At 62.2% G+C, this 20,981-nt stretch carries 22 protein-coding genes; 18 read left to right on the top strand and 4 right to left on the bottom strand.

What is annotated here, in order from left to right; genetic code table 11:
* Positions 1–96 precede the first annotated feature (96 nt).
* Together ACVWVP_RS20770 and ACVWVP_RS20765 are read left to right on the top strand one after the other, a co-directional pair.
* Positions 97–639, top strand: a complete 543-nt coding sequence (locus tag ACVWVP_RS20770; RefSeq protein ID WP_178922554.1) for a sigma-70 family RNA polymerase sigma factor — start codon at positions 97–99, stop codon at positions 637–639.
* Positions 636–1,568, top strand: a complete 933-nt coding sequence (locus ACVWVP_RS20765; RefSeq protein WP_457407745.1) for a FecR family protein — start codon at positions 636–638, stop codon at positions 1,566–1,568. The genes ACVWVP_RS20770 and ACVWVP_RS20765 overlap by 4 nt, the downstream gene beginning before the upstream one ends.
* Here ACVWVP_RS20765 and ACVWVP_RS20760 read toward each other — a convergent pair.
* A complete protein-coding gene (locus ACVWVP_RS20760) occupies positions 1,565–3,391 on the bottom strand; it encodes a sigma-54-dependent Fis family transcriptional regulator (RefSeq protein ID WP_457407744.1) in 1,827 nt (608 codons plus the stop codon). The two genes, ACVWVP_RS20765 and ACVWVP_RS20760, sit on opposite strands and share 4 nt — an antisense overlap.
* A 290-nt stretch (positions 3,392–3,681) precedes the next feature.
* Here ACVWVP_RS20760 and ACVWVP_RS20755 point away from each other — a divergent pair, with 290 nt between their 5' ends.
* From ACVWVP_RS20755 to ACVWVP_RS20730, 6 genes are all read left to right on the top strand, one after another.
* The gene (locus ACVWVP_RS20755; RefSeq protein WP_176995584.1) at positions 3,682–4,776 is read left to right on the top strand and encodes an ABC transporter ATP-binding protein; all 1,095 of its coding nucleotides are present in this window, start codon (positions 3,682–3,684) and stop codon (positions 4,774–4,776) included.
* Positions 4,776–5,873: an ABC transporter ATP-binding protein gene (locus ACVWVP_RS20750; protein WP_457407742.1), complete on the top strand. Its 1,098-nt coding sequence runs from the start codon at positions 4,776–4,778 to the stop codon at positions 5,871–5,873. Before ACVWVP_RS20755 ends, ACVWVP_RS20750 begins: the two co-directional genes overlap by 1 nt.
* Complete coding sequence (locus ACVWVP_RS20745) at positions 5,870–6,736, top strand: carbohydrate ABC transporter permease (RefSeq protein WP_176995586.1); 867 nt, start codon at positions 5,870–5,872, stop codon at positions 6,734–6,736. The genes ACVWVP_RS20750 and ACVWVP_RS20745 overlap by 4 nt, the downstream gene beginning before the upstream one ends.
* Positions 6,737–6,746: 10 nt before the next feature.
* A complete protein-coding gene (locus tag ACVWVP_RS20740; RefSeq protein WP_003174634.1) occupies positions 6,747–7,547 on the top strand; it encodes a carbohydrate ABC transporter permease in 801 nt (266 codons plus the stop codon).
* Positions 7,548–7,557: 10 nt separating this feature from the next.
* The gene (locus tag ACVWVP_RS20735; protein WP_176995587.1) at positions 7,558–7,830 is read left to right on the top strand and encodes a DUF2160 domain-containing protein; all 273 of its coding nucleotides are present in this window, start codon (positions 7,558–7,560) and stop codon (positions 7,828–7,830) included.
* A 72-nt stretch (positions 7,831–7,902) separates the two neighbouring features.
* Positions 7,903–9,645 carry an ABC transporter substrate-binding protein gene (locus ACVWVP_RS20730; protein ID WP_178922545.1) on the top strand — a complete coding sequence of 581 codons (1,743 nt, stop codon included), beginning with the start codon at positions 7,903–7,905 and terminating at the stop codon, positions 9,643–9,645.
* 63 nt (positions 9,646–9,708) lie between these two features.
* On the opposite strand, the gene ACVWVP_RS20725 is transcribed toward ACVWVP_RS20730, so the two are convergent.
* Entirely contained in the window at positions 9,709–10,596 is an 888-nt protein-coding gene (locus tag ACVWVP_RS20725; RefSeq protein ID WP_259175042.1) for an AraC family transcriptional regulator, read from the bottom strand.
* A gap of 138 nt (positions 10,597–10,734) precedes the next feature.
* Between ACVWVP_RS20725 and ACVWVP_RS20720 the strand changes: the two genes are divergently transcribed.
* The 4 genes from ACVWVP_RS20720 to ACVWVP_RS20705 are packed head-to-tail and all read left to right on the top strand — an operon-like array spanning position 10,735 to position 13,335.
* A complete protein-coding gene (locus ACVWVP_RS20720; RefSeq protein WP_457407739.1) occupies positions 10,735–11,478 on the top strand; it encodes an SDR family NAD(P)-dependent oxidoreductase in 744 nt (247 codons plus the stop codon).
* A 15-nt stretch (positions 11,479–11,493) separates the two neighbouring features.
* On the top strand, positions 11,494–11,895 hold the full coding sequence (locus ACVWVP_RS20715; RefSeq protein ID WP_178922541.1) for a VOC family protein: 402 nt from the start codon (positions 11,494–11,496) through the stop codon (positions 11,893–11,895).
* Positions 11,892–12,851 (top strand): saccharopine dehydrogenase family protein, encoded by a 960-nt coding sequence (locus ACVWVP_RS20710; RefSeq protein WP_178922540.1) that lies wholly within the window; start codon positions 11,892–11,894, stop codon positions 12,849–12,851. The genes ACVWVP_RS20715 and ACVWVP_RS20710 overlap by 4 nt, the downstream gene beginning before the upstream one ends.
* A 19-nt stretch (positions 12,852–12,870) precedes the next feature.
* The gene (locus ACVWVP_RS20705) at positions 12,871–13,335 is read left to right on the top strand and encodes a nuclear transport factor 2 family protein (RefSeq protein ID WP_457407738.1); all 465 of its coding nucleotides are present in this window, start codon (positions 12,871–12,873) and stop codon (positions 13,333–13,335) included.
* Between the two features lie 48 nt (positions 13,336–13,383).
* Here the strand turns inward: ACVWVP_RS20705 and ACVWVP_RS20700 are convergent, their stop codons facing one another.
* Positions 13,384–13,812: a hypothetical protein gene (locus ACVWVP_RS20700; RefSeq protein WP_178922536.1), complete on the bottom strand. Its 429-nt coding sequence runs from the start codon at positions 13,810–13,812 to the stop codon at positions 13,384–13,386.
* Between the two features lie 166 nt (positions 13,813–13,978).
* Here ACVWVP_RS20700 and ACVWVP_RS20695 point away from each other — a divergent pair, with 166 nt between their 5' ends.
* Positions 13,979–14,992: an ABC transporter substrate-binding protein gene (locus ACVWVP_RS20695; protein ID WP_176995595.1), complete on the top strand. Its 1,014-nt coding sequence runs from the start codon at positions 13,979–13,981 to the stop codon at positions 14,990–14,992.
* Positions 14,993–15,132: 140 nt separating this feature from the next.
* On the opposite strand, the gene ACVWVP_RS20690 is transcribed toward ACVWVP_RS20695, so the two are convergent.
* Complete coding sequence (locus tag ACVWVP_RS20690) at positions 15,133–16,029, bottom strand: LysR substrate-binding domain-containing protein (protein WP_176995596.1); 897 nt, start codon at positions 16,027–16,029, stop codon at positions 15,133–15,135.
* A 172-nt stretch (positions 16,030–16,201) separates the two neighbouring features.
* On the opposite strand from ACVWVP_RS20690, the gene ACVWVP_RS20685 reads away from it, so the two are divergent.
* The 5 genes from ACVWVP_RS20685 to ACVWVP_RS20665 all read left to right on the top strand — a co-directional run bounded on the left by ACVWVP_RS20685 (position 16,202) and on the right by ACVWVP_RS20665 (position 20,916).
* Complete coding sequence (locus ACVWVP_RS20685; RefSeq protein ID WP_259174878.1) at positions 16,202–17,149, top strand: branched-chain amino acid ABC transporter permease; 948 nt, start codon at positions 16,202–16,204, stop codon at positions 17,147–17,149.
* On the top strand, positions 17,146–18,231 hold the full coding sequence (locus ACVWVP_RS20680; RefSeq protein WP_178922528.1) for a branched-chain amino acid ABC transporter permease: 1,086 nt from the start codon (positions 17,146–17,148) through the stop codon (positions 18,229–18,231). The genes ACVWVP_RS20685 and ACVWVP_RS20680 overlap by 4 nt, the downstream gene beginning before the upstream one ends.
* Positions 18,228–19,001, top strand: a complete 774-nt coding sequence (locus tag ACVWVP_RS20675) for an ABC transporter ATP-binding protein (RefSeq protein WP_178922526.1) — start codon at positions 18,228–18,230, stop codon at positions 18,999–19,001. The genes ACVWVP_RS20680 and ACVWVP_RS20675 overlap by 4 nt, the downstream gene beginning before the upstream one ends.
* A complete protein-coding gene (locus tag ACVWVP_RS20670; RefSeq protein ID WP_178922524.1) occupies positions 18,994–19,710 on the top strand; it encodes an ABC transporter ATP-binding protein in 717 nt (238 codons plus the stop codon). Before ACVWVP_RS20675 ends, ACVWVP_RS20670 begins: the two co-directional genes overlap by 8 nt.
* Before the next feature lie 66 nt (positions 19,711–19,776).
* Positions 19,777–20,916 carry a branched-chain amino acid ABC transporter substrate-binding protein gene (locus ACVWVP_RS20665; RefSeq protein WP_259174875.1) on the top strand — a complete coding sequence of 380 codons (1,140 nt, stop codon included), beginning with the start codon at positions 19,777–19,779 and terminating at the stop codon, positions 20,914–20,916.
* The last annotated feature ends 65 nt before the right edge of the window (positions 20,917–20,981 follow it).

Genomic DNA, 20,981 nt, shown 5'->3' with positions numbered 1-20,981 from the left:
GGAATTTAGGTTGTCTGAAAGGTTCTTGATACATCGTCGGTTTACTGGCATTGTTCGCGCAATTGGTAATATTTCCTATTTGAGAAATTTTTGCGCATGCATGACATTCCGGCCGCGCTGGGCACGCCCACGCGTCAGCAAACCCTCGCGGCAATGTACGTCGACCACCACGGCTGGCTGCACGGCTGGCTGCGCAAAAAACTCGGTTGCTCCCAGCACGCGGCCGACCTGGCTCACGATGCCTTCATTCGCGTATTGATGCTGGCCGAGCCCCACACCATCAAGGAACCTCGCGCCTTTCTCGCCACCACGGCAGGGCGCCTGCTGATCGACGGCGCGCGGCGTCGGCGTATCGAAAAAGCCTACATGGAAGCGCTGGTGATCCAATGCGAAGACGCCGGCATGCCCGACCCGGCCGCGATTCATGTGGCGCTGCAGGCCCTGGAACGCATCGCCGAACTGCTCGCCGGCCTGCCCGCCAAAGCCCGCGAGGCGTTCCTGCTCAGTCGCCTCGACGGGCTGACCTACAGCGAGATCGCCACGCGCCTGGAGGTGTCCTCCAGCACGGTCAAAAACTACATCTCCAGCGCCCTGGTGCACTGTTATCACAGCCTGCACGCGGCGGACCCGTTGTCGTGAGTACTGAACAGATCATCCAACAAGCTGCGAATTGGCTGACACGCCTGCACGACGAAGACGTCAGCGACGCCGACCGCCACGCCTTCCACGCCTGGTGCCAGGCCGACCCTCGCCACGCAGTGGCCATCGAGCGCATGCGCTCGCTGTGGGGCAGCCTCGATACTGTGCCTGCCAAGCCCGCGCGCCTGGCGTTGAACCGTGCATTCGCCCCTCGGCGCTCCCGGGGTGCCCAGATGGCGGGGTTGCTCGGTGTCGCGCTGTGCGCCTGGCTGGGCCTGCAACAGGCGCCAATCTGGATGGCCGACCAACGCACCGGCGTCGGCGAGCGGCGCCAGATCGCCCTGGAAGATGGCAGCCAGTTGCAGCTCAACAGCAATTCGGCCGTGGACGTCAGATTCGACGGCCACCAGCGCGTGATCGAACTGCTGCAAGGCGAACTGTGGGTGGAGGTGGCCAAGGACGCCCAGCGGCCGTTCGTGGTGCGCACCGACCAGGGCACGGCGACGGCACTGGGTACGCGCTATCTGGTCAAGCGCGCGGCGGATGGCACCACGGTGGTGACGGTGATCGAGTCCACCGTGGCGGTCAAGGGCGACACGGGCGAGGGCGTCAAGGTCACGGCCGGCCAACGCTCGGTGCTCGATCACGGCCAGCCGCAGCCGCCACGCGCCACCGGCAGCAACGACCCGGATGCGTGGACCCGCGGCCTGCTCAAAGTCAACGACCAGCCCTTGAGCGAGGTGCTGCAAACCCTGGCCAGCTACCGTCATGGCCTGGTGCGTTTCGACCCGCAAGCCCTGCAGAACCTGCGGGTGTCTGGCGTGTTCAAGCTCGATGACACGGCCGCTGCGTTGGCGACCCTGGCCGACAACCTGCCGATCCAGGTGGAGTACTTCACCGACCTGCTGGTGGTGGTCAAGCCGCGCTAGGGTTGGCGCAGGCGCTTGTACAGGGTGTTGCGGCTCACACCCAGCTCCCGCGCCAGGTGGGAAATGTTCCCGCCGGCCGCTTTCAAGCGCTGTGACAGGTCCAGGCTGTCATCCAACGCGTCCTGGGTGGGCAGCGACGGCGCCTGGTTCAAGTCGACAAAAAAGTCATCCGGCAGATGCTCGGCGCGTATCGGTTGATCCTCGGCCATGGCCAGCGCCACCTGCAACACGCTGCTGACCTGGCGCAGGTTCCCAGGCCACGGGTGTTGGTCGAACAACGCCAGCACCTCGGCACTCAGCCCGGCCCATTGGGTCGGTTCGCGGTGCTGCTGCCACAGCTGCTGGAACAGCGCCTGCTTGTCGGTGCGCTCGCGCAGGGGCGGCAGCTCCAGGGTCAGCCCGCCAATGCGGTAATACAAATCTTCGCGAAAACGCCCGGCCTGCACCCACTCGCGCAGCGCGCGGTTGGTGGCAGAAATGATGCGCAGGTCCACCGGGAACAGCTCGCTGCTGCCCACCGGTTGCACGCAACGTTCCTGCAACACCCGCAGCAAACGCGCCTGGGTCGGCAGCGGCATATCACCGATCTCATCGAGAAACAGCGTGCCTTTGTCGGCCTTGCGGATCAGGCCGATGCTGCCTTTCTGATTGGCGCCGGTGAAGGCGCCTTTTTCATAGCCGAACAGCTCCGATTCCACCAGCTCGGCGGGAATCGCCGCACAGTTCACCGCGATAAACGCCTGCCGGCTGCGCGAACTGGCCTGGTGCAGGGCTTTGACAAACACCTCTTTGCCCACGCCGGTCTCACCGTGGATCAGCAGCGGAATATCCTTCTCCAGCAAGCGCTCCGCCTGGCGTACAGCTTTTTCCACCCGAACATCGCCGAAGTGCAAGGTCTTGAGGCCAATCGCGGCGGGCTTCGCCGGCAGCGGTTCGCTGGCCTTGGGCGCACTGAATACCCGCGCCTGCACCGGCATCTGCTTCGGCCGCTTCAATAAACACTGGAACCGATTGCGTCCCGCCGCCTGCAGCGAAAACGGCAGGCCTTCCGGTTGGTTGAGCAGCTCCAGCAGCGACACCTTGAACAAACTGTCGACCATCACCCGCGACAAGCTGATGCCCAGCAGGTTATCGGCGCGGCGGTTGGCCGACAGCACCTGGCCGCTCTCATCAAAAATCAGCAGGCCGGCCCATTGGCTGTCGAGGTTGTTCAGGCCGGTGTTGAAGGTCAGCTGGAAATGCTCGCCGCGAAACAGGTTGAGGATCAGCCGGTTCTCCACGGTCTGGCTCATCATCTTGACCATGCCCAGGGTGTGGGAGGGCGGCAGGTAGCTGTCGCTGGATACATCCAGCACCGCGATGATTTCGCGCTGGGCATCGAAGATCGGCGCCGCCGAGCCCGTCATAAAGCGGTTGGCCTTCAGGAAGTGTTCGTCGTGCTCGATGTGCACCGCCTGGGCACACGCCAGCGCAGTGCCGATGGCATTGGTGCCGCTGGAGCGCTCCTGCCAGCTGGCGCCGGCGCTGAAACCACGGGCCAACGTGGGCTCGATAAAGCGCTGGGTGCCCCACGAGGTCAGGACCTGGCCCTGATTGTCGGCCAGCATGATCAGGCAGTTGGAATTGCTCAGGATGTTTTCGTAGTAGGGCAGGACCTCCTGATGGGTGGTCTGCACCAAAGAATGCTGGCTTTCCAGCAATTGACTGATGCCCTCGGCGGGCAGTTGATCAAAGCTGGGCGTGCTCTGGTGGTCCAGGCCAAAGGCACGGCAGCGGCGCCAGGATTCCTGGATGAGAGTGTCGTGAGCCAAGGGTTCGGCCATGTTGACCTTCTTTTTATTGTTATGGGGTCTTGCACTATTCAGCGGTTGAAACCGGATCAAACTGTGGGAGCAGGCAAGCCAGCTCCCACATTTAGTCTGTGTTAGGCATGAGAGTGTTGTTCAGAACTGTTCATTGTCAACCCCAGCACTGTTCAGTTGTTCACCCGAAGTGTTCACTCCCGAACATCCGCTTTAACCCATTTCTTTACACATCAACCACTTGCCGTTTTGGCACGAAACTCGCTCTGACGACTGGCCAGATTCATTCCAATAATAAAAAAGGTCGTGTCATGTCATTGACCCTGGAACATGTCTCCCGCGTCGTTGAAGGGCAAACCTGGATCGACGACGCCAACCTGCGTTTCGAAGCCGGTTCCTTCAACGTATTGCTCGGCCGTACCCTGTCCGGCAAGACCAGCCTGATGCGCCTGATGGCCGGCCTGGACAAGCCCGACAGCGGCCGCATCCTGATGAACGGCGTGGACGTCACGCAAAAGCCCGTACGCCTGCGCAACGTGTCGATGGTGTACCAGCAATTCATCAACTACCCGACCATGACCGTGTTCGAAAACATCGCCTCGCCGTTGCGCCAGGCCGGTGTGTCTAACGAGGTGATCCAGAGCAAGGTGCTCGAAACCGCAAGAATGCTGCGCATCGAGAAGTTCCTGCAGCGCCACCCGCTGGAGTTGTCCGGTGGCCAGCAGCAACGCACCGCCATGGCCCGCGCACTGGTCAAGGATGCCGAGCTGATCCTGTTCGATGAGCCATTGGTGAACCTGGACTACAAACTGCGCGAAGAGCTGCGTCAGGAAATGCGTGAACTGTTCAAGGCGCGCCACACCATCGCCATCTACGCCACCACCGAGCCGAATGAAGCCCTGGCCCTGGGTGGCACCACCACCATCCTCCACGAGGGCCGGGTGATCCAGAGCGGCAAGGCCGCCGAGGTCTATCACCAGCCACAAACCGTGCTGGCCGCCGAGCTGTTTTCCGAACCGCCGATCAACCTGATGCCGGGGCGTATCAGCGGCAACGAAGTGAGTTTCGCCAACTTCGTGCATTTCCCGCTGAACGTCGATTTGCGCCCCATCGGCGAAGGCGAATTCCGCTTTGGCGTGCGTCCCAGCCATATCAGCCTGGTGCCGAGCAACGATGACGACCTGGAGCTGGCGGTGACCGTGGAAGTCGCCGAGATCAGCGGCTCGGAAACCTTCCTGCACGTGCGCAGCGAACATTTCCTACTGGTGTTGCACCTGCCGGGGGTGCACGAGTACGACGTCGACGCGCCGATCCGCGTGTATATCCCCACCCATAAACTGTTTGTGTTCGATGGCCAGGGCCGGTTGGTCCAGGCCCCCGGGCGCCGTGTCGCGAGGGTTGCCTGATGGCCGAGATCCATTTGCGAAACCTCGCCCATAGCTACAGCCCTGCACCGAACGGGCCGGAAGACTACGCCATTCGGGAAATGAACCACGTGTGGGAGCAGGGCGGGGCCTATGCCTTGCTCGGGCCTTCGGGCTGTGGCAAGTCGACCTTGCTCAATATCATCTCCGGCCTGCTCAGCCCGTCCGAAGGCCAGGTGCTGTTCGACACCACCGTGGTCAACGACCTCACCCCAGAGAAGCGCAACATCGCCCAGGTGTTCCAGTTCCCGGTGGTGTACGACACCATGACCGTGTTCGACAACCTGGCGTTCCCGCTGCGCAACCAGGGCCTGGCCGAAGCGAAAATCCACAGCAAGGTGCAGGAAATCGCCGAAGTCCTCGACCTGCAAAACCTGCTGACCAAAAAAGCCCGCAACCTCACCGCCGACGAAAAACAGAAAGTCTCCATGGGCCGTGGCCTGGTGCGCGACGACGTGTCGGCGATCCTGTTCGATGAACCACTGACGGTGATCGACCCGCACCTCAAGTGGAAACTGCGGCGCAAGCTCAAGCAGATCCACGAGCAGTTCAACATCACCATGGTCTACGTCACCCACGACCAGTTGGAGGCGTCGACCTTCGCCGACAAGATCGCGGTGATGTACGGCGGGCAGATCGTGCAATTCGGCACGCCGCGTGAGCTGTTCGAACGGCCCAGCCATACCTTTGTCGGCTATTTCATCGGCAGCCCGGGGATGAATCTGATCGACGTGCAGGCCGAGGCGGGCGGGGTGCGTTTCGCCGGCACCCACTTGCCGCTGTCCGAAGCGCTGCAGCAACGCATTGCCAGCACGGAGTACCAGAAACTGCAGGTGGGCATCCGCCCGGAGTTCATCCACGTGTGGGACGAGTACAACGCCGACGCCCTGCAAGCCGACGTCATACACGTCGAAGACCTTGGCACCTACAAGATCATGACCCTCAACCTCGATGGCGCGCCGCTGAAAGTGCGCCTGGCCGAAGACAAGCCGGTCCCCGAAGGGCAAGCCTCCATCAGTTTCCCTGCGCAATGGCTGATGCTCTACGCCGATGACTACCTGCTGGAGGTGCAGCCATGAACAAGGTGCAGAACAACAAGGCCTGGTGGCTGGTGTTGCCGGTGTTCCTGCTGGTGGCGTTCAGTGCGGTGATCCCGATGATGACCGTGGTCAACTACTCGGTGCAGGATATCTTCGACCAGTCCAGCCGCTACTTTGTCGGCGCCGACTGGTACAAACAGGTGCTGCTCGACCCGCGCTTGCACGACTCGCTGCTGCGCCAGTTCATCTACTCAGCCTGCGTGCTGCTGATCGAAATCCCCCTGGGTATTGCCATCGCCCTGACCATGCCGACCAAAGGGCGCTGGTCGTCGCTGGTGCTGATCATCCTCGCCATTCCATTGCTGATCCCGTGGAACGTGGTGGGCACCATCTGGCAGATCTTCGGCCGCGCCGATATCGGCTTGCTGGGTTACAGCCTCAATGCCTTGGGCATCAGCTACAACTACGCGGCCAACACCATGGACGCCTGGGTCACCGTGCTGATCATGGACGTGTGGCACTGGACCTCGCTGGTCGCGCTGCTGTGTTATTCGGGCCTGCGCGCTATCCCGGATGTGTACTACCAGGCCGCGCGGATTGATCGGGCATCGCCTTGGGCGGTGTTCCGACATATCCAACTGCCGAAGATGAAAAGCGTGCTGCTGATCGCGGTGATGTTGCGCTTCATGGACAGCTTCATGATCTACACCGAACCCTTCGTCCTCACAGGCGGCGGGCCGGGTAACGCCACTACCTTCCTGAGTCAGACCTTGACCCAGATGGCCGTAGGCCAATTCGACCTGGGCCCGGCGGCGGCGTTTTCCCTGGTGTATTTCCTGATCATCCTGTTGGTGTCCTGGCTGTTCTACACCGCCATGACCCACTCCGACGCCAACCGCTGAGGCCGCAGCCATGAGCAAGCGCAAGGTTATTCCGCTGCTGATCTACATCCTGTTCCTGCTGGTGCCGATCTACTGGCTGTTGAACATGTCCTTCAAGAGCAACACCGAAATCCTCGGCGGGCTGACCCTGTTTCCGCAGGACTTCACCCTGGCCAACTACAAGGTGATCTTCACCGACCCCAGCTGGTACACCGGTTACCTCAACTCGCTGTACTACGTGAGCCTGAACACGGTGATCTCCCTGAGCGTGGCGCTGCCGGCCGCCTATGCGTTCTCGCGCTACCGCTTCCTCGGCGACAAGCACCTGTTCTTCTGGCTGCTGACCAACCGCATGGCGCCGCCAGCCGTGTTCTTGCTGCCGTTCTTCCAGCTGTATTCGTCGATTGGCCTGTTCGATACCCACATCGCCGTGGCCCTGGCGCACTGCTTGTTCAACGTGCCGTTGGCGGTGTGGATCCTGGAAGGGTTCATGTCTGGCGTGCCGAAGGAAATCGACGAAACCGCCTACATCGACGGTTATTCGTTTCCCAAGTTTTTCGTGAAGATCTTTATCCCGCTGATTGGCTCCGGCATCGGTGTGACCGCGTTTTTCTGCTTCATGTTTTCCTGGGTCGAACTGCTGCTGGCGCGCACCCTGACCTCGGTCAACGCCAAGCCGATCGCGGCGGTGATGACGCGTACGGTTTCGGCCTCGGGTATCGATTGGGGCGTGCTGGCAGCGGCGGGGGTGTTGACCATCCTGCCCGGCATGCTGGTGATCTGGTTTGTTCGCAACCACGTGGCCAAGGGCTTTGCCCTGGGCCGGGTCTGAGGAGTCGATGATGGAATGGATGGCCTGGACCACCCCCACCGCGTTGTTCTTCGCGGCCATTGCCCTGTTGCTGGTGGGCATGACCACGTGGGAGCTGCGCTCGCCGAGCATCCCCCGGCGCGGTTTTTTACCGATCAGCACCACCCGTGGTGATCGCTTGTTTATCGGTCTTCTCGGCAGCGCCTACCTGCACCTGCTGGTGATCGGCGTAACCGGCTGGAGCATCTGGGTGGCGTCCGCGCTGTCCCTGGTGTGGCTGTTGTGTGTGATGCGTTGGGGCTGATGCGGGCGGCGATCACCCACCTGTAGGAGGTCGGCGTCTGAAGTCCCGTTTGAAATTAACCAGGAGGTCTCTATGTTCGATAACAACAATAAGCTGCGACATAGCATTTCATTGGCCGCCGTACTGGCCCTCAGTGGTTTGAGCGCCACGGCCTGGGCCGATGCGTATGAAGATGCCGCGAAAAAATGGATCGGCAGTGAATTCAAACCGTCCACGCTGACCGCCGAGCAACAGCTCGAAGAGCTGAAGTGGTTTATCAAGGCGGCGGAGCCGTTCCGTGGGATGAAGATCAACGTGGTGTCGGAAACCCTCACCACCCACGAGTACGAATCCAAGGTACTGGCCAAGGCCTTTACCGAAATCACCGGCATCAAGCTGACCCACGACCTGCTGCAGGAAGGCGACGTGGTGGAGAAGCTGCAAACCCAGATGCAGTCCGACAAGAACATCTATGACGGCTGGGTCAACGATTCCGACTTGATCGGTACGCACTTTCGCTACGGCAAGACCGAATCCATCACCGACCTGATGGCCAATGAAGGCAAGAACTTCACCTCGCCGACCCTGGACATCAAGGACTTCATCGGCATTTCCTTCACCACCGCGCCGGACGGCAAGGTCTACCAACTGCCCGACCAGCAGTTCGCCAACCTCTACTGGTTCCGCGCCGACTGGTTCGAGCGCGCCGACCTGAAAGCCAAGTTCAAGGAAAAGTACGGCTATGAGCTGGGCGTGCCAGTGAACTGGTCGGCCTATGAAGACATCGCCAAATTCTTCAGCGAAGACGTCAAGGAAATCGACGGCAAGCGCATCTACGGGCACATGGACTACGGCAAGAAAGACCCGTCCCTGGGCTGGCGCTTCACCGATGCCTGGTTCTCCATGGCCGGTGGCGGCGACAAAGGCTTGCCCAACGGCCTGCCGGTGGACGAGTGGGGCATTCGCGTGGAGGACTGCCACCCGGTCGGCTCCAGCGTCACCCGTGGCGGCGACACCAACGGCCCGGCGGCTGTGTTTGCCACGCAGAAATACGTGGACTGGATGAAAGCCTACGCGCCACCGGAAGCGGCGGGCATGACCTTCTCCGAATCCGGCCCGGTGCCGTCCCAGGGCAACATCGCCCAGCAGATCTTCTGGTACACCGCGTTTACCGCCGACATGACCAAGCCCGGCCTGCCGGTGGTGAACGCCGACGGCACGCCGAAATGGCGCATGGCGCCGTCGCCGGTCGGACCTTACTGGGAAAAAGGCATGAAGAAGGGCTATCAGGACGTAGGCTCCTGGACCTTCCTCAAATCGACGCCCGAGAAGCAGAAGCTCGCGGCCTGGCTCTACGCGCAGTTCGTGACCTCGAAAACCGTCTCGCTGAAGAAAACCATCGTCGGCCTGACGCCGATTCGTGAGTCGGACATCAACTCCCAGGCCATGACTGACCTGGCGCCGAAACTCGGTGGCCTGGTGGAGTTCTACCGCAGCCCGGCCCGTGTCGAATGGACACCGACCGGTACCAACGTGCCGGACTACCCGCGCCTGGCGCAACTGTGGTGGAGCAACATCGCCGCAGCGGCCAGCGGCGAGAAAACCCCGCAGCAAGCACTGGACAACCTGGCCAAGGAGCAGGACGCCATCATGACGCGCCTGGAACGCTCCAAGGTGCAACCGGTGTGTGGCCCGAAAATGAACGAAGAACGTGACGCGCAATACTGGTTCGACCAGCCGGGCGCACCAAAACCGAAACTGGCCAACGAGAAGCCAAAAGGCGAAACCGTGGCCTACGGCGACCTGCTCAAGCAGTGGGAGGCTGCGCGTAAGTAATCCTTACGCCAATGGTCCACGCTGGCACCCACCCCTGTAGGAGCCGGCAAGCCGGCGCCTACACTAATGCCCTCGGCTATCAGCCAGAATCCGCGCGGTATCCCGCGCCGGCGGCAACCCGAACACCCGCGCATAATCGCGGCTGAACTGGGTCGCGCTTTCATACCCTACCTCAAACGCCGCACGGGTCACGCTGCTCGCGCTGGCGACCATCAACGTCCGCGCCTGCAGCAACCGCACGCGTTTCTGATACTGCAACGGGCTCAAATTGGTCACCGCCTTGAAGTGCCGATGAAACGCCGAAACACTCATCGCGGCCTTCTGGGCCAAGGCCTCCACGCGGATCGGTTCGGCATAATCGCGACGAATCCACTGGATCGCCTGGCTGACCCGTGCCATCGCCGTGTCTGGCGCAGCAATCTCGCGCAGCATCCAGCCGTGAGGGCCTTGCAGTACGTGGTAGAGGATCTCCCGCTCATACGCAGGGGCCAGCGCGGCGATCGCCACCGGGTCACCCATCAGGCGCAGCATGCGTACCCAGGCGTCCATCAGGGCTGGGGTTACCGCTGCCACCGAGAACCCGGCTTCCTGTTCACATCGCCCGGTGGGCGCCGGCAGATCATTGAGCAGCGTGGTCAGCACGGTCGGATCCAAGGTCAGGCTGACCGCCAGGTAAGGCTCGCCGCTGCTCGCCGGGTTCACCACGCCCACGGCGGGCAACTCGATGGACATCACAAAATACGTCGCCGGGTCGTAATGCAACGTGCGGTCGCCCACGGTCATGCACTTACTGCCTTGCAGGATCAGGTTGATCATCGGGTCATACACGGCCGCGAGCAGGTGCTCAGGAATCGCCCCCTGGACCATCGCCACCCGTGGGATGCCGGTCTCGGTGCGGCGGTTTTCGGCCCTTGCGGCCAAGGCACGCAGTTCGATCAATTGAGTATTCATGCGGGTCATGCTGTTCCTTCCTGCAGAGCTTGCGCAAGCAAAAAGCAGAAACAGGCAGGATTGGAGTAGGAACGGCTGAGTGACGGGGTAGGGCGATGACTACTGTGGGCACTCAACTTTTCAGCAGCGGAGCAGACCATGAGCGTCATCGTGATTACCGGAGGCAGCCGTGGAATAGGCGCCAGTACGGCCGAACTGTGTGCTCGCCAGGGGCATGGGGTGATCCTTACCTACAACCGCAACGGCGACGCAGCGCAAACCGTGGTGCAGCGTATTGAAGCCCAAGGCGGCAAGGCCGTTGCCCTGGAGCTGGATGTCGCGAATGTCAGTACGTTCGCCGCATTCGGCGAAGCCGTGGCGCAGGCCCTGCGGGCTAATTGGGGCGTTAACACCCTGAACGGCCTGGTCAACAACGGCGGCTACGGCCTGTTCAACCCGCTGGAATCGGTGACCGAGGCGCAGTTCGACGGCCTGTTCAACGTGCACCTCAAAGGCCCGTTCTTTCTCACCCAGGCCTTGTTGCCGCTGCTGGAAGAGCACGCCGGCATCGTCAACCTCACCAGCGCCACCACCCGCGTCGCTACAGCAGGCGTCGCGCCTTACGCTGCCTTCAAGGGCGGCCTGGATGTGCTGACCCGCTACATGGCCAAGGAATTCGGCGAACGGCGTATCCGCGCCAATGCGGTGTCTCCAGGCGCCATTCGCACGGAGTTGGGCGGCGGCTTGAACGATGAGTTCGAAGCCCTGCTGGCCGGGCAAACCGCCCTCGGTCGTGTCGGCGAGCCGGAAGACGTCGCACGGGTTATTGCCATGCTGCTGTCGCAAGAAGGTCGTTGGATCAATGCCCAGACGATCGAAGTTGCAGGCGGCTACATCATCTGAATTGGAGGCCGCACCATGCTTGATCACCTGTTTCTCTCAGTCAGCGATATCCAACGCTCCATTCGTTTCTATGAAGCCACCCTCCAACCCCTTGGCATCACCGCGCGCCTGGACTACGACGGCAAGGACGGCCCGCCCGGTCATCCGGACTTGAAAGGCTTTGGCGCCAACGGGCGCATGTTTTTCTGGCTGCGCGAAGGCACCGTGGAAGGGCGAGCGGTGCATGTGGGCTTTGTCGCCAATAACCGCGCCGAAGTGGAAAAGGCCTACGCGGCAGCGCTGGCCAACGGTGCCACCGACAACGGCGCACCGGGCGCTCGCCTGCATTATGACCCCAACTACTACGCCGCCAATGTGCTGGACCCGGACGGCTACAGCCTCGAATTCGTCTACAAGAACTGGCAGCACACCTCATGAAGACCCTGATGATCTATGGCGCCACCGGCTACACCGGACGCATGGCAGCGCAACACGCAAAACAACTTGGCCTGAATCTGGTGCTGGCCGGTCGCAACGCCGAACGCCTGGCGTCCCTGGCCGCTGAGTTGGGCACGCCTTACCGGGTATTCACCCCGGATGCCGCCCAGTTGGACGGGATCGACGTCCTGCTCAATTTCGCCGGCCCCTTCGCCCAAACCGCCGAAGCCTTGATGCGCGCCTGTATCGCCAACGGTACCGACTACCTGGACATCACCGCCGAAATCAACGTGTACCGCCTGGCCGAGCGGCTCGGCGCTGAGTCGCAAGTGATGTTGCTGCCCGGCGTGGGCTGGGACGTGGTGCCCACCGACTGCCTGGCCATGCACGTCGCCAGCCGTGTGCAGCGGCCGCAGTCGATAAAAATCGCCCTGCATGTGCCCGGCGCGATGTCCCGTGGTTCGGCCATGAGTGTCAGCGAGATCCTCGGTGCCGGCGTGATGGCACGGCTCGACGGTCAGTTGGTCGCCACGCCGGGCGCGCAACCCCAATACCTGGATTTTGGCGACGGCCCAGTGCTGTGTGCCCCGTTGTCCTTTGGCGACCTGGTCACTGCGTGGCATTCCAGCGCCATCCCGAATATCGCCATGTTCGTTCACATCACTGGCGAAGCGTTCCCTGAGGGCGACCTGTCACTGCTGCCCGACGGCCCCTCTCAAGGCCAGCGCGACGCCCATCGTGCCCGTGCCGTGGCCGAAGTCACCGGCATCGACGGCTCGGTGGCGCGCTCGGTGATTGAGACCATCAACGGCTACAGCTACACCCCACTGGCCGCCGTGGAGACTGCGCGCCGCGTGCTCGACGGCGAACGCCGCCCCGGTTTTGAAACCCCCGCAAGGCTGTTTGGCGTGGGCTTTGCCCAGACCATTGCCGGAACGCATATCACCGATTACTAATCCCACAGGAATTACCCCCATGACCACCCTCGAGCTACACACCGCTGCTGATAAGTTCGCGGTGATCGACACCCTGCATCGCTTCGCAGCAGGCATTGATCTGCAAGATCCGGCTTTGCTCGCTTCGGCGTTCACCGTCAACGCCGTATCGGATTTTGGCCCGGCCGCTGCCAAGGCAGGTTTTGAATACCCGGTGCTGGAAGGGCGCGACACCATCGTCACCGCACTGTCCGGCGCCCTCAGCCAACTCGACACCACTCATTCTGTGAGTAACGCGCGGGTAACCCTTGAGGGCAACAGTGCGCGGCTGGATGCATTGGTGGAAGCGCAGCACGTGCCCAAAAACGATCCTTCACGGCATTACCTGATGAAGAACCGGTATGACGTGGCGTTGGTGCGGGAAGAGGGCGTATGGCTGATCCAGCGCGTGACCGTGGATAACGTCTGGCGCTCAGGGGACCCGGCGGTGTTGGCGGGAGTTTAAGAACACCAAACGTACTGCAGGAGCCGGCAAGCCGGCGCCTACAGGTTATCAGGCGGCTTGGGGTTGGATCTGCAGCGCGCCGTCCACGTCCTTGACCAACCCACTGGCCAGAAACAGCGGCGCCAGGCGCTTGTGCAGTTGTGGCTCGACAAATTCCTTCACCGTGTCCAGCACCAGCACGCCGCTCAACGGCAACTCGGCCTTGGTGTAGGACAACCACGCCTTCTTCAGCGCCATCAACACATCACTGCCCGCCGTGGAGGCGAAGCGGCGGTGGGTGGGTTTGCCGTCGAAAGTAAAGGTGTGCTGGAACGCGTAGCCGGTTTCATCGCCTCCGCTGGCGGTGCAGCGCACGCAGGTGCACGGGCCGTCGCCGAAGGCGCTGCGCAGGTAGGCGTTGAAGTCCACCACGGGCTTGAGTGACAGGCGCTTATCGACTTCGAACAGGTCCCCGGTCATTTTTTCGTCAGTGTTCAACGTCCATTTCCTCGCAGGTTCGACGGTTTTTCAAAGCGCGGCACAATAGCAGCCACGGGCAGGTTTGTGGGCCATTTTGCATAACAATAGATCCCGATATTCTTTTCCTGTCTTAAAAATCGTGGCTACCCTCGCTCACCTTCTCAAAAGCGCGGCAGACTCCCCCATGACCTTCAAGCGTTCCTCCCTGACCCTCCTGGCGGCCTCGTTGGCCGCCGCAACGGCCTTGCTCAGCCCCGGTGCCCAGGCCGAAGGCAAGATCAGCATCGCCCAGCAATTCGGCATCGGCTACCTGATCCTCGACGTGGTGCGCGACCAGAACCTGATTGAAAAGCACGGCAAGGAGCAGGGCTTGGACATCAAGGTGGACTGGAACAGCATTTCCGGCGCCACCGCGATGAACGAATCGCTGCTGGCCGGCGCCCTGGACGTGGTTTCGGCCGGCGTACCGCCAATGCTCACGCTGTGGGATCGCACCAAGGGCAAGCAGAACGTCAAGGCCATCGCCTCGCTGGGCTCGATGCCCAACTACCTGCTCACCAACAACCCGAACGTGAAAACCCTCAAGGACTTCAGCGAGAAAGACCGCATTGCCGTGCCCGCCGCTGGCGTGGGCTTCCAGTCGCGCACCTTGCAGATCGAGACCGCCAAGCAGTTCGGCAATGACCAATACAAGAAATTCGACGACATCTCCATCAGTCTGGCTCACCCCGACGCCACGGCGGCGCTGATTGCCGGTGGTTCGGAGATCAATGCGCACTTCTCCAGCCCGCCGTTCCAGTACCAGGAGCTGCTCAACCCCAACGTGCACAAGGTGCTCAGTTCCTACGACATCCTGGGTGGGCAGGCGACGTTCAACGTGCTGTACACCACGCAGAAATTCCACGACGAAAACCCCAAGACCTACAAGGCGTTCTATGACGCGCTGGCCGAGGCTGAAAAAATCATCAAGGCCGACAAGCCAGCGGCCGCCAAGGCCTACATCCGCGTAGAGCAGTCGAAGCTGCCGTTGGACCTGGTGGAGAAAATCGTCCAGGACCCCGAGATCGACTTCACCATCGTGCCGCAGCGCACCTTCATCTATGCCGAGAAACTGCAGGAGCTGGGTGTGCTGAAAAACAAGGCCGCCAGCTGGAAGGACTACTTCTTCGAAGAGGCGCACGGCGGCAACGGTAGCTGATCCGCAACAAGGTCTTGATACCCAACGCGGTTAAAAATGTGGGAGCTGGCTTGCCTGCGATAGCGGTGGGCCTGCTAGAGAATTGATTGCAGATACACCGCAATCGCAGGCAAGCCAGCTCCCACCTTTTGAACTGCGGTCTATTGCGCAATCAAACTGCGCTTGATCCAGTCATACAAGTCATTCCCCTCGCTCGACAACTCACTGTTGGCGCGCCGGCACAGGTAGTACTGGCGGCCATCATTGACCTGCAGATCAAACAGCTTAACCAGCTCACCACTGGCCACATGGGGCGCCACCAGCGGCTCGCGCAGCAGCGCGCAACCGAGGCCGGTGAGGGTGGCGGTGAGTGCCAACTGGCCGTCTTCCAACAGCAAGCCATTGAGCGCCGTGGTGTCGACTTCGGCGGCCTCGAACCATTGGCCCCAGGTGCCGCGTTCTTCGTCGTGCAGCAACGGCAGTTCACTCAGCGCCTGGGGCGTGTCGATGGGCCCGTGCTGCGCCAGGAACGCGCGGCTGCAATAGGGCGTCACCGCGCCAGAGATCAACGGCTCGCTGTGGTACCCCGGCCAATGCCCGGTGCCAAAACGGATCGACAGGTCAGCCGCATCGCTGGGGTAGCTGCGGTGGTTGGCGTAGGTCACGTTGATGTCCAGCGCCGGGTGGTCCTTCAGGAAATTCGCCAGGCGCGGGATAAACAGGTTGATGCCAAACAGCGGGATCAGGCTGATCGTGACCTGGCGCGTCGCGCTCTTTTCGCGCACGTGTTCGGTGGCGCTGCGCAGTACCGCAAAGGCTGAGCGAATCGCCCGGTAGTACTCGCGACCTTCGTCGGTGAGCACCAGGTTGCGGCCCTGACGCAAGGTCAGCGGCTGCTGCAAAAAATCCTCCAGCAGATGCAACTGATGGCTGATGGCCGAGGCGGAGACGTCCAGCTCGCGGGCGGCGGCGTTCACCCCGCCATGGCGCGCAAAGGCTTCGAAGGTGCGCACGGCGCGCAGAGGAGGGTCGTTGGCTAACTGTTCTGATTTATTCATGTGTTGAATTAAATACCAACTTTATCGCTGAATAAAGAGCCATAAACGCCGTATTTGCGGCATAAATAGCGTGTTTATTGTTGGGTATAACGATATGACTTTCTGATATTTGATAAAAATAGAATAGATGCTTAGTGTGCCGCCCCTGTACGCACTGAGGTCGATGGTCCTGATGGATGGGTTTATCCAACAACTGCTCAACGGTTTGATGACGGGCAGTCTCTACGCGCTGGTCGCCTTGGGTTACACCATGGTCTACGGCATTTTGCGCATCATCAACTTCGCCCATGGCGACGTGTTGATGATCGGTGCACTGGTGGGCTTGTCGGTGATCCGCCTGTTGCAGGCGACCTGGCCCGCCTTGCCGCCAGTGCTGGTGTTGCTCTGCGCCACCGTCGTCGCCATGGCCTTCTGCGCGGTGCTGGCGGTAGTGATCGAGCGTGTTGCCTATCGCCGCCTGCGCCATGCCCCGCGCCTGGCGCCGTTGATCAGTGGCATCGGTGTGTCGCTGCTACTGCAAACCCTCGCCATGCTGGTGTGGACCCGCAACCCGCAAATGTTCCCGCAATTGCTGCCCCTGGCGCCAATTGAAGTGCTGGCCGGCGCCTCCGCGCACCCGGCGATCACCAACGTGACGGCCCTCACCACCATCGCCATCGCCGTCTCGGTGATGGTCGCGCTGCTGGTGTTGGTGGAGCGCACGCGCTTCGGCCGGGCCATGCGCGCCGTGGCAGAAAACCCTCAGGTCGCCAGCCTGATGGGCATCAACCCCAACCGCATCATCGTCATCACCTTTGCCATTGGCGGCGCGCTTGCCGCGTTGGCGGGGATCATGATGGCCAGCAACTACGGCAGCGCGCATTTCTACATGGGCTTTTTGCCCGGCATCAAGGCCTTCACCGCAGCGGTGCTGGGCGGTATCGGCAACCTCAAAGGCGCCATGCTCGGCGGCCTGTTGCTGGGGCTGATCGAAGCCCTGGGCACTGGCTATTTGGGCTCGGCTACCAACGGCGTGTTCGGCAGCAATTACCAGGATGTGTTCGCCTTTATCGTGTTGATTGCGGTGCTGGTGTTCCGGCCTTCGGGGTTGTTGGGCGAACGTTTGGCGACCCGCGCATGATCCAGTCCCTGACTCCCAACAAACGTGCGAGCCTGGGCTTGCTGCTGCTCGCCGTGGCCCTGGTGCTGGCGCCGTGGATCGTCGGCCACGCCGGTGGCAACACCTGGGTGCGCACCCTGGACTTTGCCCTGCTGTACATCATGCTCGCCCTCGGCTTGAACATCGTGGTCGGCTATGCGGGGCTGCTGGACATGGGCTTTATCGCGTTCTATGCGGTGGGCGCTTATCTCGCGGCGTTGCTCTCGTCGCCGCATTTGCTGCAACAGTTCCCCGCGCTGGCGGCGTTGTTGCCGGCGGGCCTGCACACCTCGATCTGGCTGATCCTGCCACTCGGCGCCTTGCTGGCGGCCGGCTGTGGTGTCGTGCTGGGCGCGCCGACCCTGCGCCTGCGCGGCGACTACCTGGCCATCGTGACCTTGGGCTTTGGCGAGATCATCCGCATCCTGCTGCGCAACCTCGACCGCCCGGTGAACATCACCAACGGCCCCAAAGGCATCTCCCAGGTCGACCCGGTGAACCTGCTCGGCGTGAACCTGGGCCGCACCCAGGACCTGTTCGGCCTGCGCCTGCCGTCGGTTTACCTCTATTACTACCTGTTCGCCGCGCTGGTGGTGCTGATCCTGTTCGCCTGCATCCGCCTGGAGCATTCGCGCATCGGCCGTGCGTGGGTGGCCATCCGCGAAGACGAAGACGCGGCGCAAGCCATGGGCATCAACACCGTGCGCCTCAAGCTGCTGGCGTTTGCCATTGGCGCGGCGTTCGGCGGCGTGAGCGGGGTGCTGTTCGCGTCGTTCCAGGGGTTTGTCTCGCCGGAATCCTTCACCCTCAACGAGTCCATTGCGGTGCTGGCGATGGTGGTGTTGGGCGGCATGGGCCATATCCCCGGGGTGATCCTGGGTTGCGTGTTGCTGGCGGCCTTGCCCGAAGCCCTGCGCGCCAGCATGGGCCCGCTGCAGCAGTCGCTGTTCGGCCAGGTGCTGGTGGACCCGGAAATCATCCGTCAACTGTTCTACGGCCTGGCGCTGATCCTGGCGATGCTCTACCGACCGGCCGGGCTGTGGCCCAAAGGAGTGGCACGATGAACGCACCGTTGTTGCAGATCGACAAGGTCAACAAACACTTCGGCGGCGTTGCGGCGCTGACCGACGTGAGCCTGAGTATCCAGCCCGGCGAGATCTACGGGTTGATTGGCCCCAATGGCGCGGGCAAGACGACCTTCTTCAACGTGATGACCGGCCTCTACACCCCGGACTCCGGGCGTTTCCAGCTCGATGGCCGAGATTACAAGCCCACCGGCGTGCACCAGGTGGCCGAAGCCGGCATTGCCCGAACCTTCCAGAATATCCGCCTGTTCAACGCCATGAGCGCCCTGGAAAACGTCATGGTCGGGCGCCATGTGCGCACCCGCAATGGCCTCTGGGCGGCGCTGAGTCAGCATCGCCGGGCGCGTGAGGAAGAAGCGCAAACCCGCGCCCATGCCCATCGTTTGCTGGCGTATGTGGGCCTGGCCGGGTTTGCCCATTACCGCGCCGACAGCCTCAGCTACGGCCATCAGCGCCGTCTGGAAATCGCCCGCGCCCTGGCCACCGAACCGCGCTTGCTGGCGCTGGATGAACCGGCAGCCGGCATGAACGCCAGCGAAAAAGTGCAGCTACGCGGCCTGCTGGAAAAGATCCGCGACGACGGCCACACGCTGCTGCTGATCGAGCACGACGTGAAGCTGGTGATGGGCGTGTGCGACCGCATCAGCGTGCTCGATTACGGCCAGGTTATCGCTGTGGGCCCGCCCGCCGATGTGCGCCAGCACCCGGCCGTGATCCAGGCCTACCTGGGAGCCAGTGCCCATGTCTGAAGCCCTGTTGAGTGTGGACGGTTTGCAAGTGCGCTACGGCGCCATCGAAGCCGTCAAATCCCTGGACTTGCATGTCCACGAAGGCGAGCGCGTCACGCTGATCGGTGCCAATGGCGCCGGCAAGACCTCCAGCCTCAAGGCCCTGACCGGGCTGCTGCCGGCGGCCAAGGGCGAGATCCGTTTTGCCGGGCGTTCGATCCGCGGCGCAGCGCCCGACCAACTGCTGCGCCAAGGCATTGCCATGGTTCCGGAAGGACGCGGGATCTTTGCGCGCATGAGTGTGCTGGAAAACCTGCAAGCCGGTGCCTTCCTGCGCCGTGACCACGCGCAGGTGCAGCGCGAAATGCGCCAGTTGTTCGACCACTTCCCGCGCCTGCAGGAACGCCTGCACCAGTCGGCCGGCCTGCTGTCGGGCGGCGAACAGCAGATGCTCGCGCTGGCTCGCGCGCTGTTGTCGCGCCCGCGCTTGCTGATCCTGGATGAGCCGTCCATGGGCTTGGCGCCGATCATGGTGGAGAAGATTTTCCAGGTGATCGACGACGTGTGCCGCCAAGGCATGACCCTGTTGCTGGTGGAGCAGAACGCGCGGCTGGCGCTGCACGTCACCGACCGTGCTTATGTGATGGACACCGGGCGTATCAGCCTAACGGGGCCGTCCCAGGATTTGCTTGAACACCCCGAGGTGCGCAGCGCGTACCTCGGCGAATAGATAACCCATGACGCTACCGGACGCCCGGCGTGTTCCGACCCGCCTGAAAACCAGCAGGAACCCCAGATGAACACATTGAAGAAAACCGCACTGATCGGCCTGGCCCTCAGCAGCCTCGCCAGCGCCGTGGCCCAGGCCGACCAGACTGTGCTGATCGGCTTGGCTGGCCCACTCACCGGCCCATCGGCACGGATCGGCAAGGACCTGGAAAACGGCGCGCAATTGGCCATCGACCAGGCCAACGCCAAGCATCCAAAAATCAACGGTGAAGCCGTGACGTTCAAGTTGGTCTCCGAAGACGACCAGTCTGACCCGCGCACCGCCGTGACCGTGGCCCAGCGACTGGTGGATGAGGGCGTGGTCGGCGTAGTCGGCCACTGGAACACCGGCACCAGCATCCCGGCCGCACGGGTGTACCACGACGCTGGTATTGCCCAGGTCGCCCCGGTTGCCACCGGCCACGCCTATACCCAGCAGGGCTTCGACACCAGCTTTCGCATCATGGGCCATGACGACGATGGCGGCCGCGTGGCCGGCGACTATGCGTTGAATACCCTGAAAGCCAAGCGTATCGCCGTGATCGATGACCGCACCGCGTTCGGCCAGGGCCTGGCCGACCAGTTCGTCAAGGCCATCGAGGCGGGTGGTGCAACCGTGGTGAGCCGCGAATACGTGGACGACAAGACCATCGACTTCAGTGCCGTGCTCACCAATATCCGCAGCCAGAACCCGGACCTGATCTTCTTCGGCGGCGTGGATTCCCAGGCCGCACCGCTGGCCCGTCGCATCAAGCAACTGGGCATCAAGGCACCGCTGATGGGCGCGGGCGGGTTTGTCAGCCAGACCTTCCTGCAACTGGCGCAGAACGAAGGCGAGGGCGTGATCGCCTTGGAGCCGGGCCTGGCGGTTGCGCAGATGCCGGGCGGCAAGGCGTTCGAGCAGGCTTACAAGGAACGCTACAAAGCCAACATCGAGCTGCATGCACCGTTCGCCTACGACGGTGTCGGCGTGCTGGTGGCGGCGATTGAAAAGGCCGACTCGGTGGACCCGCAGAAGTACCTGCCGGTCTTGCGCGCCATCAGCTACCCCGGCGTAACCGGCACCATTGCGTTTGATGCCGAAGGCAACTTGAAGAAACCGTCGTTCACCGTTTACCAGGTCAAAGCCAACCAATGGCAGCCGGTGAGCGTGGCCGGCGGTCAATAAACAACCCGGCTGTAGGCGCCGGCTTGCCGGCGATGGCGGTATATCAGCCAAGGATGTACAGGCTG

This window comes from Pseudomonas sp. TE24901 (assembly GCF_054058375.1).
Note: the sequence above shows the minus strand (reverse complement) of the source record. Positions and strands in the feature narration are given on the sequence as shown.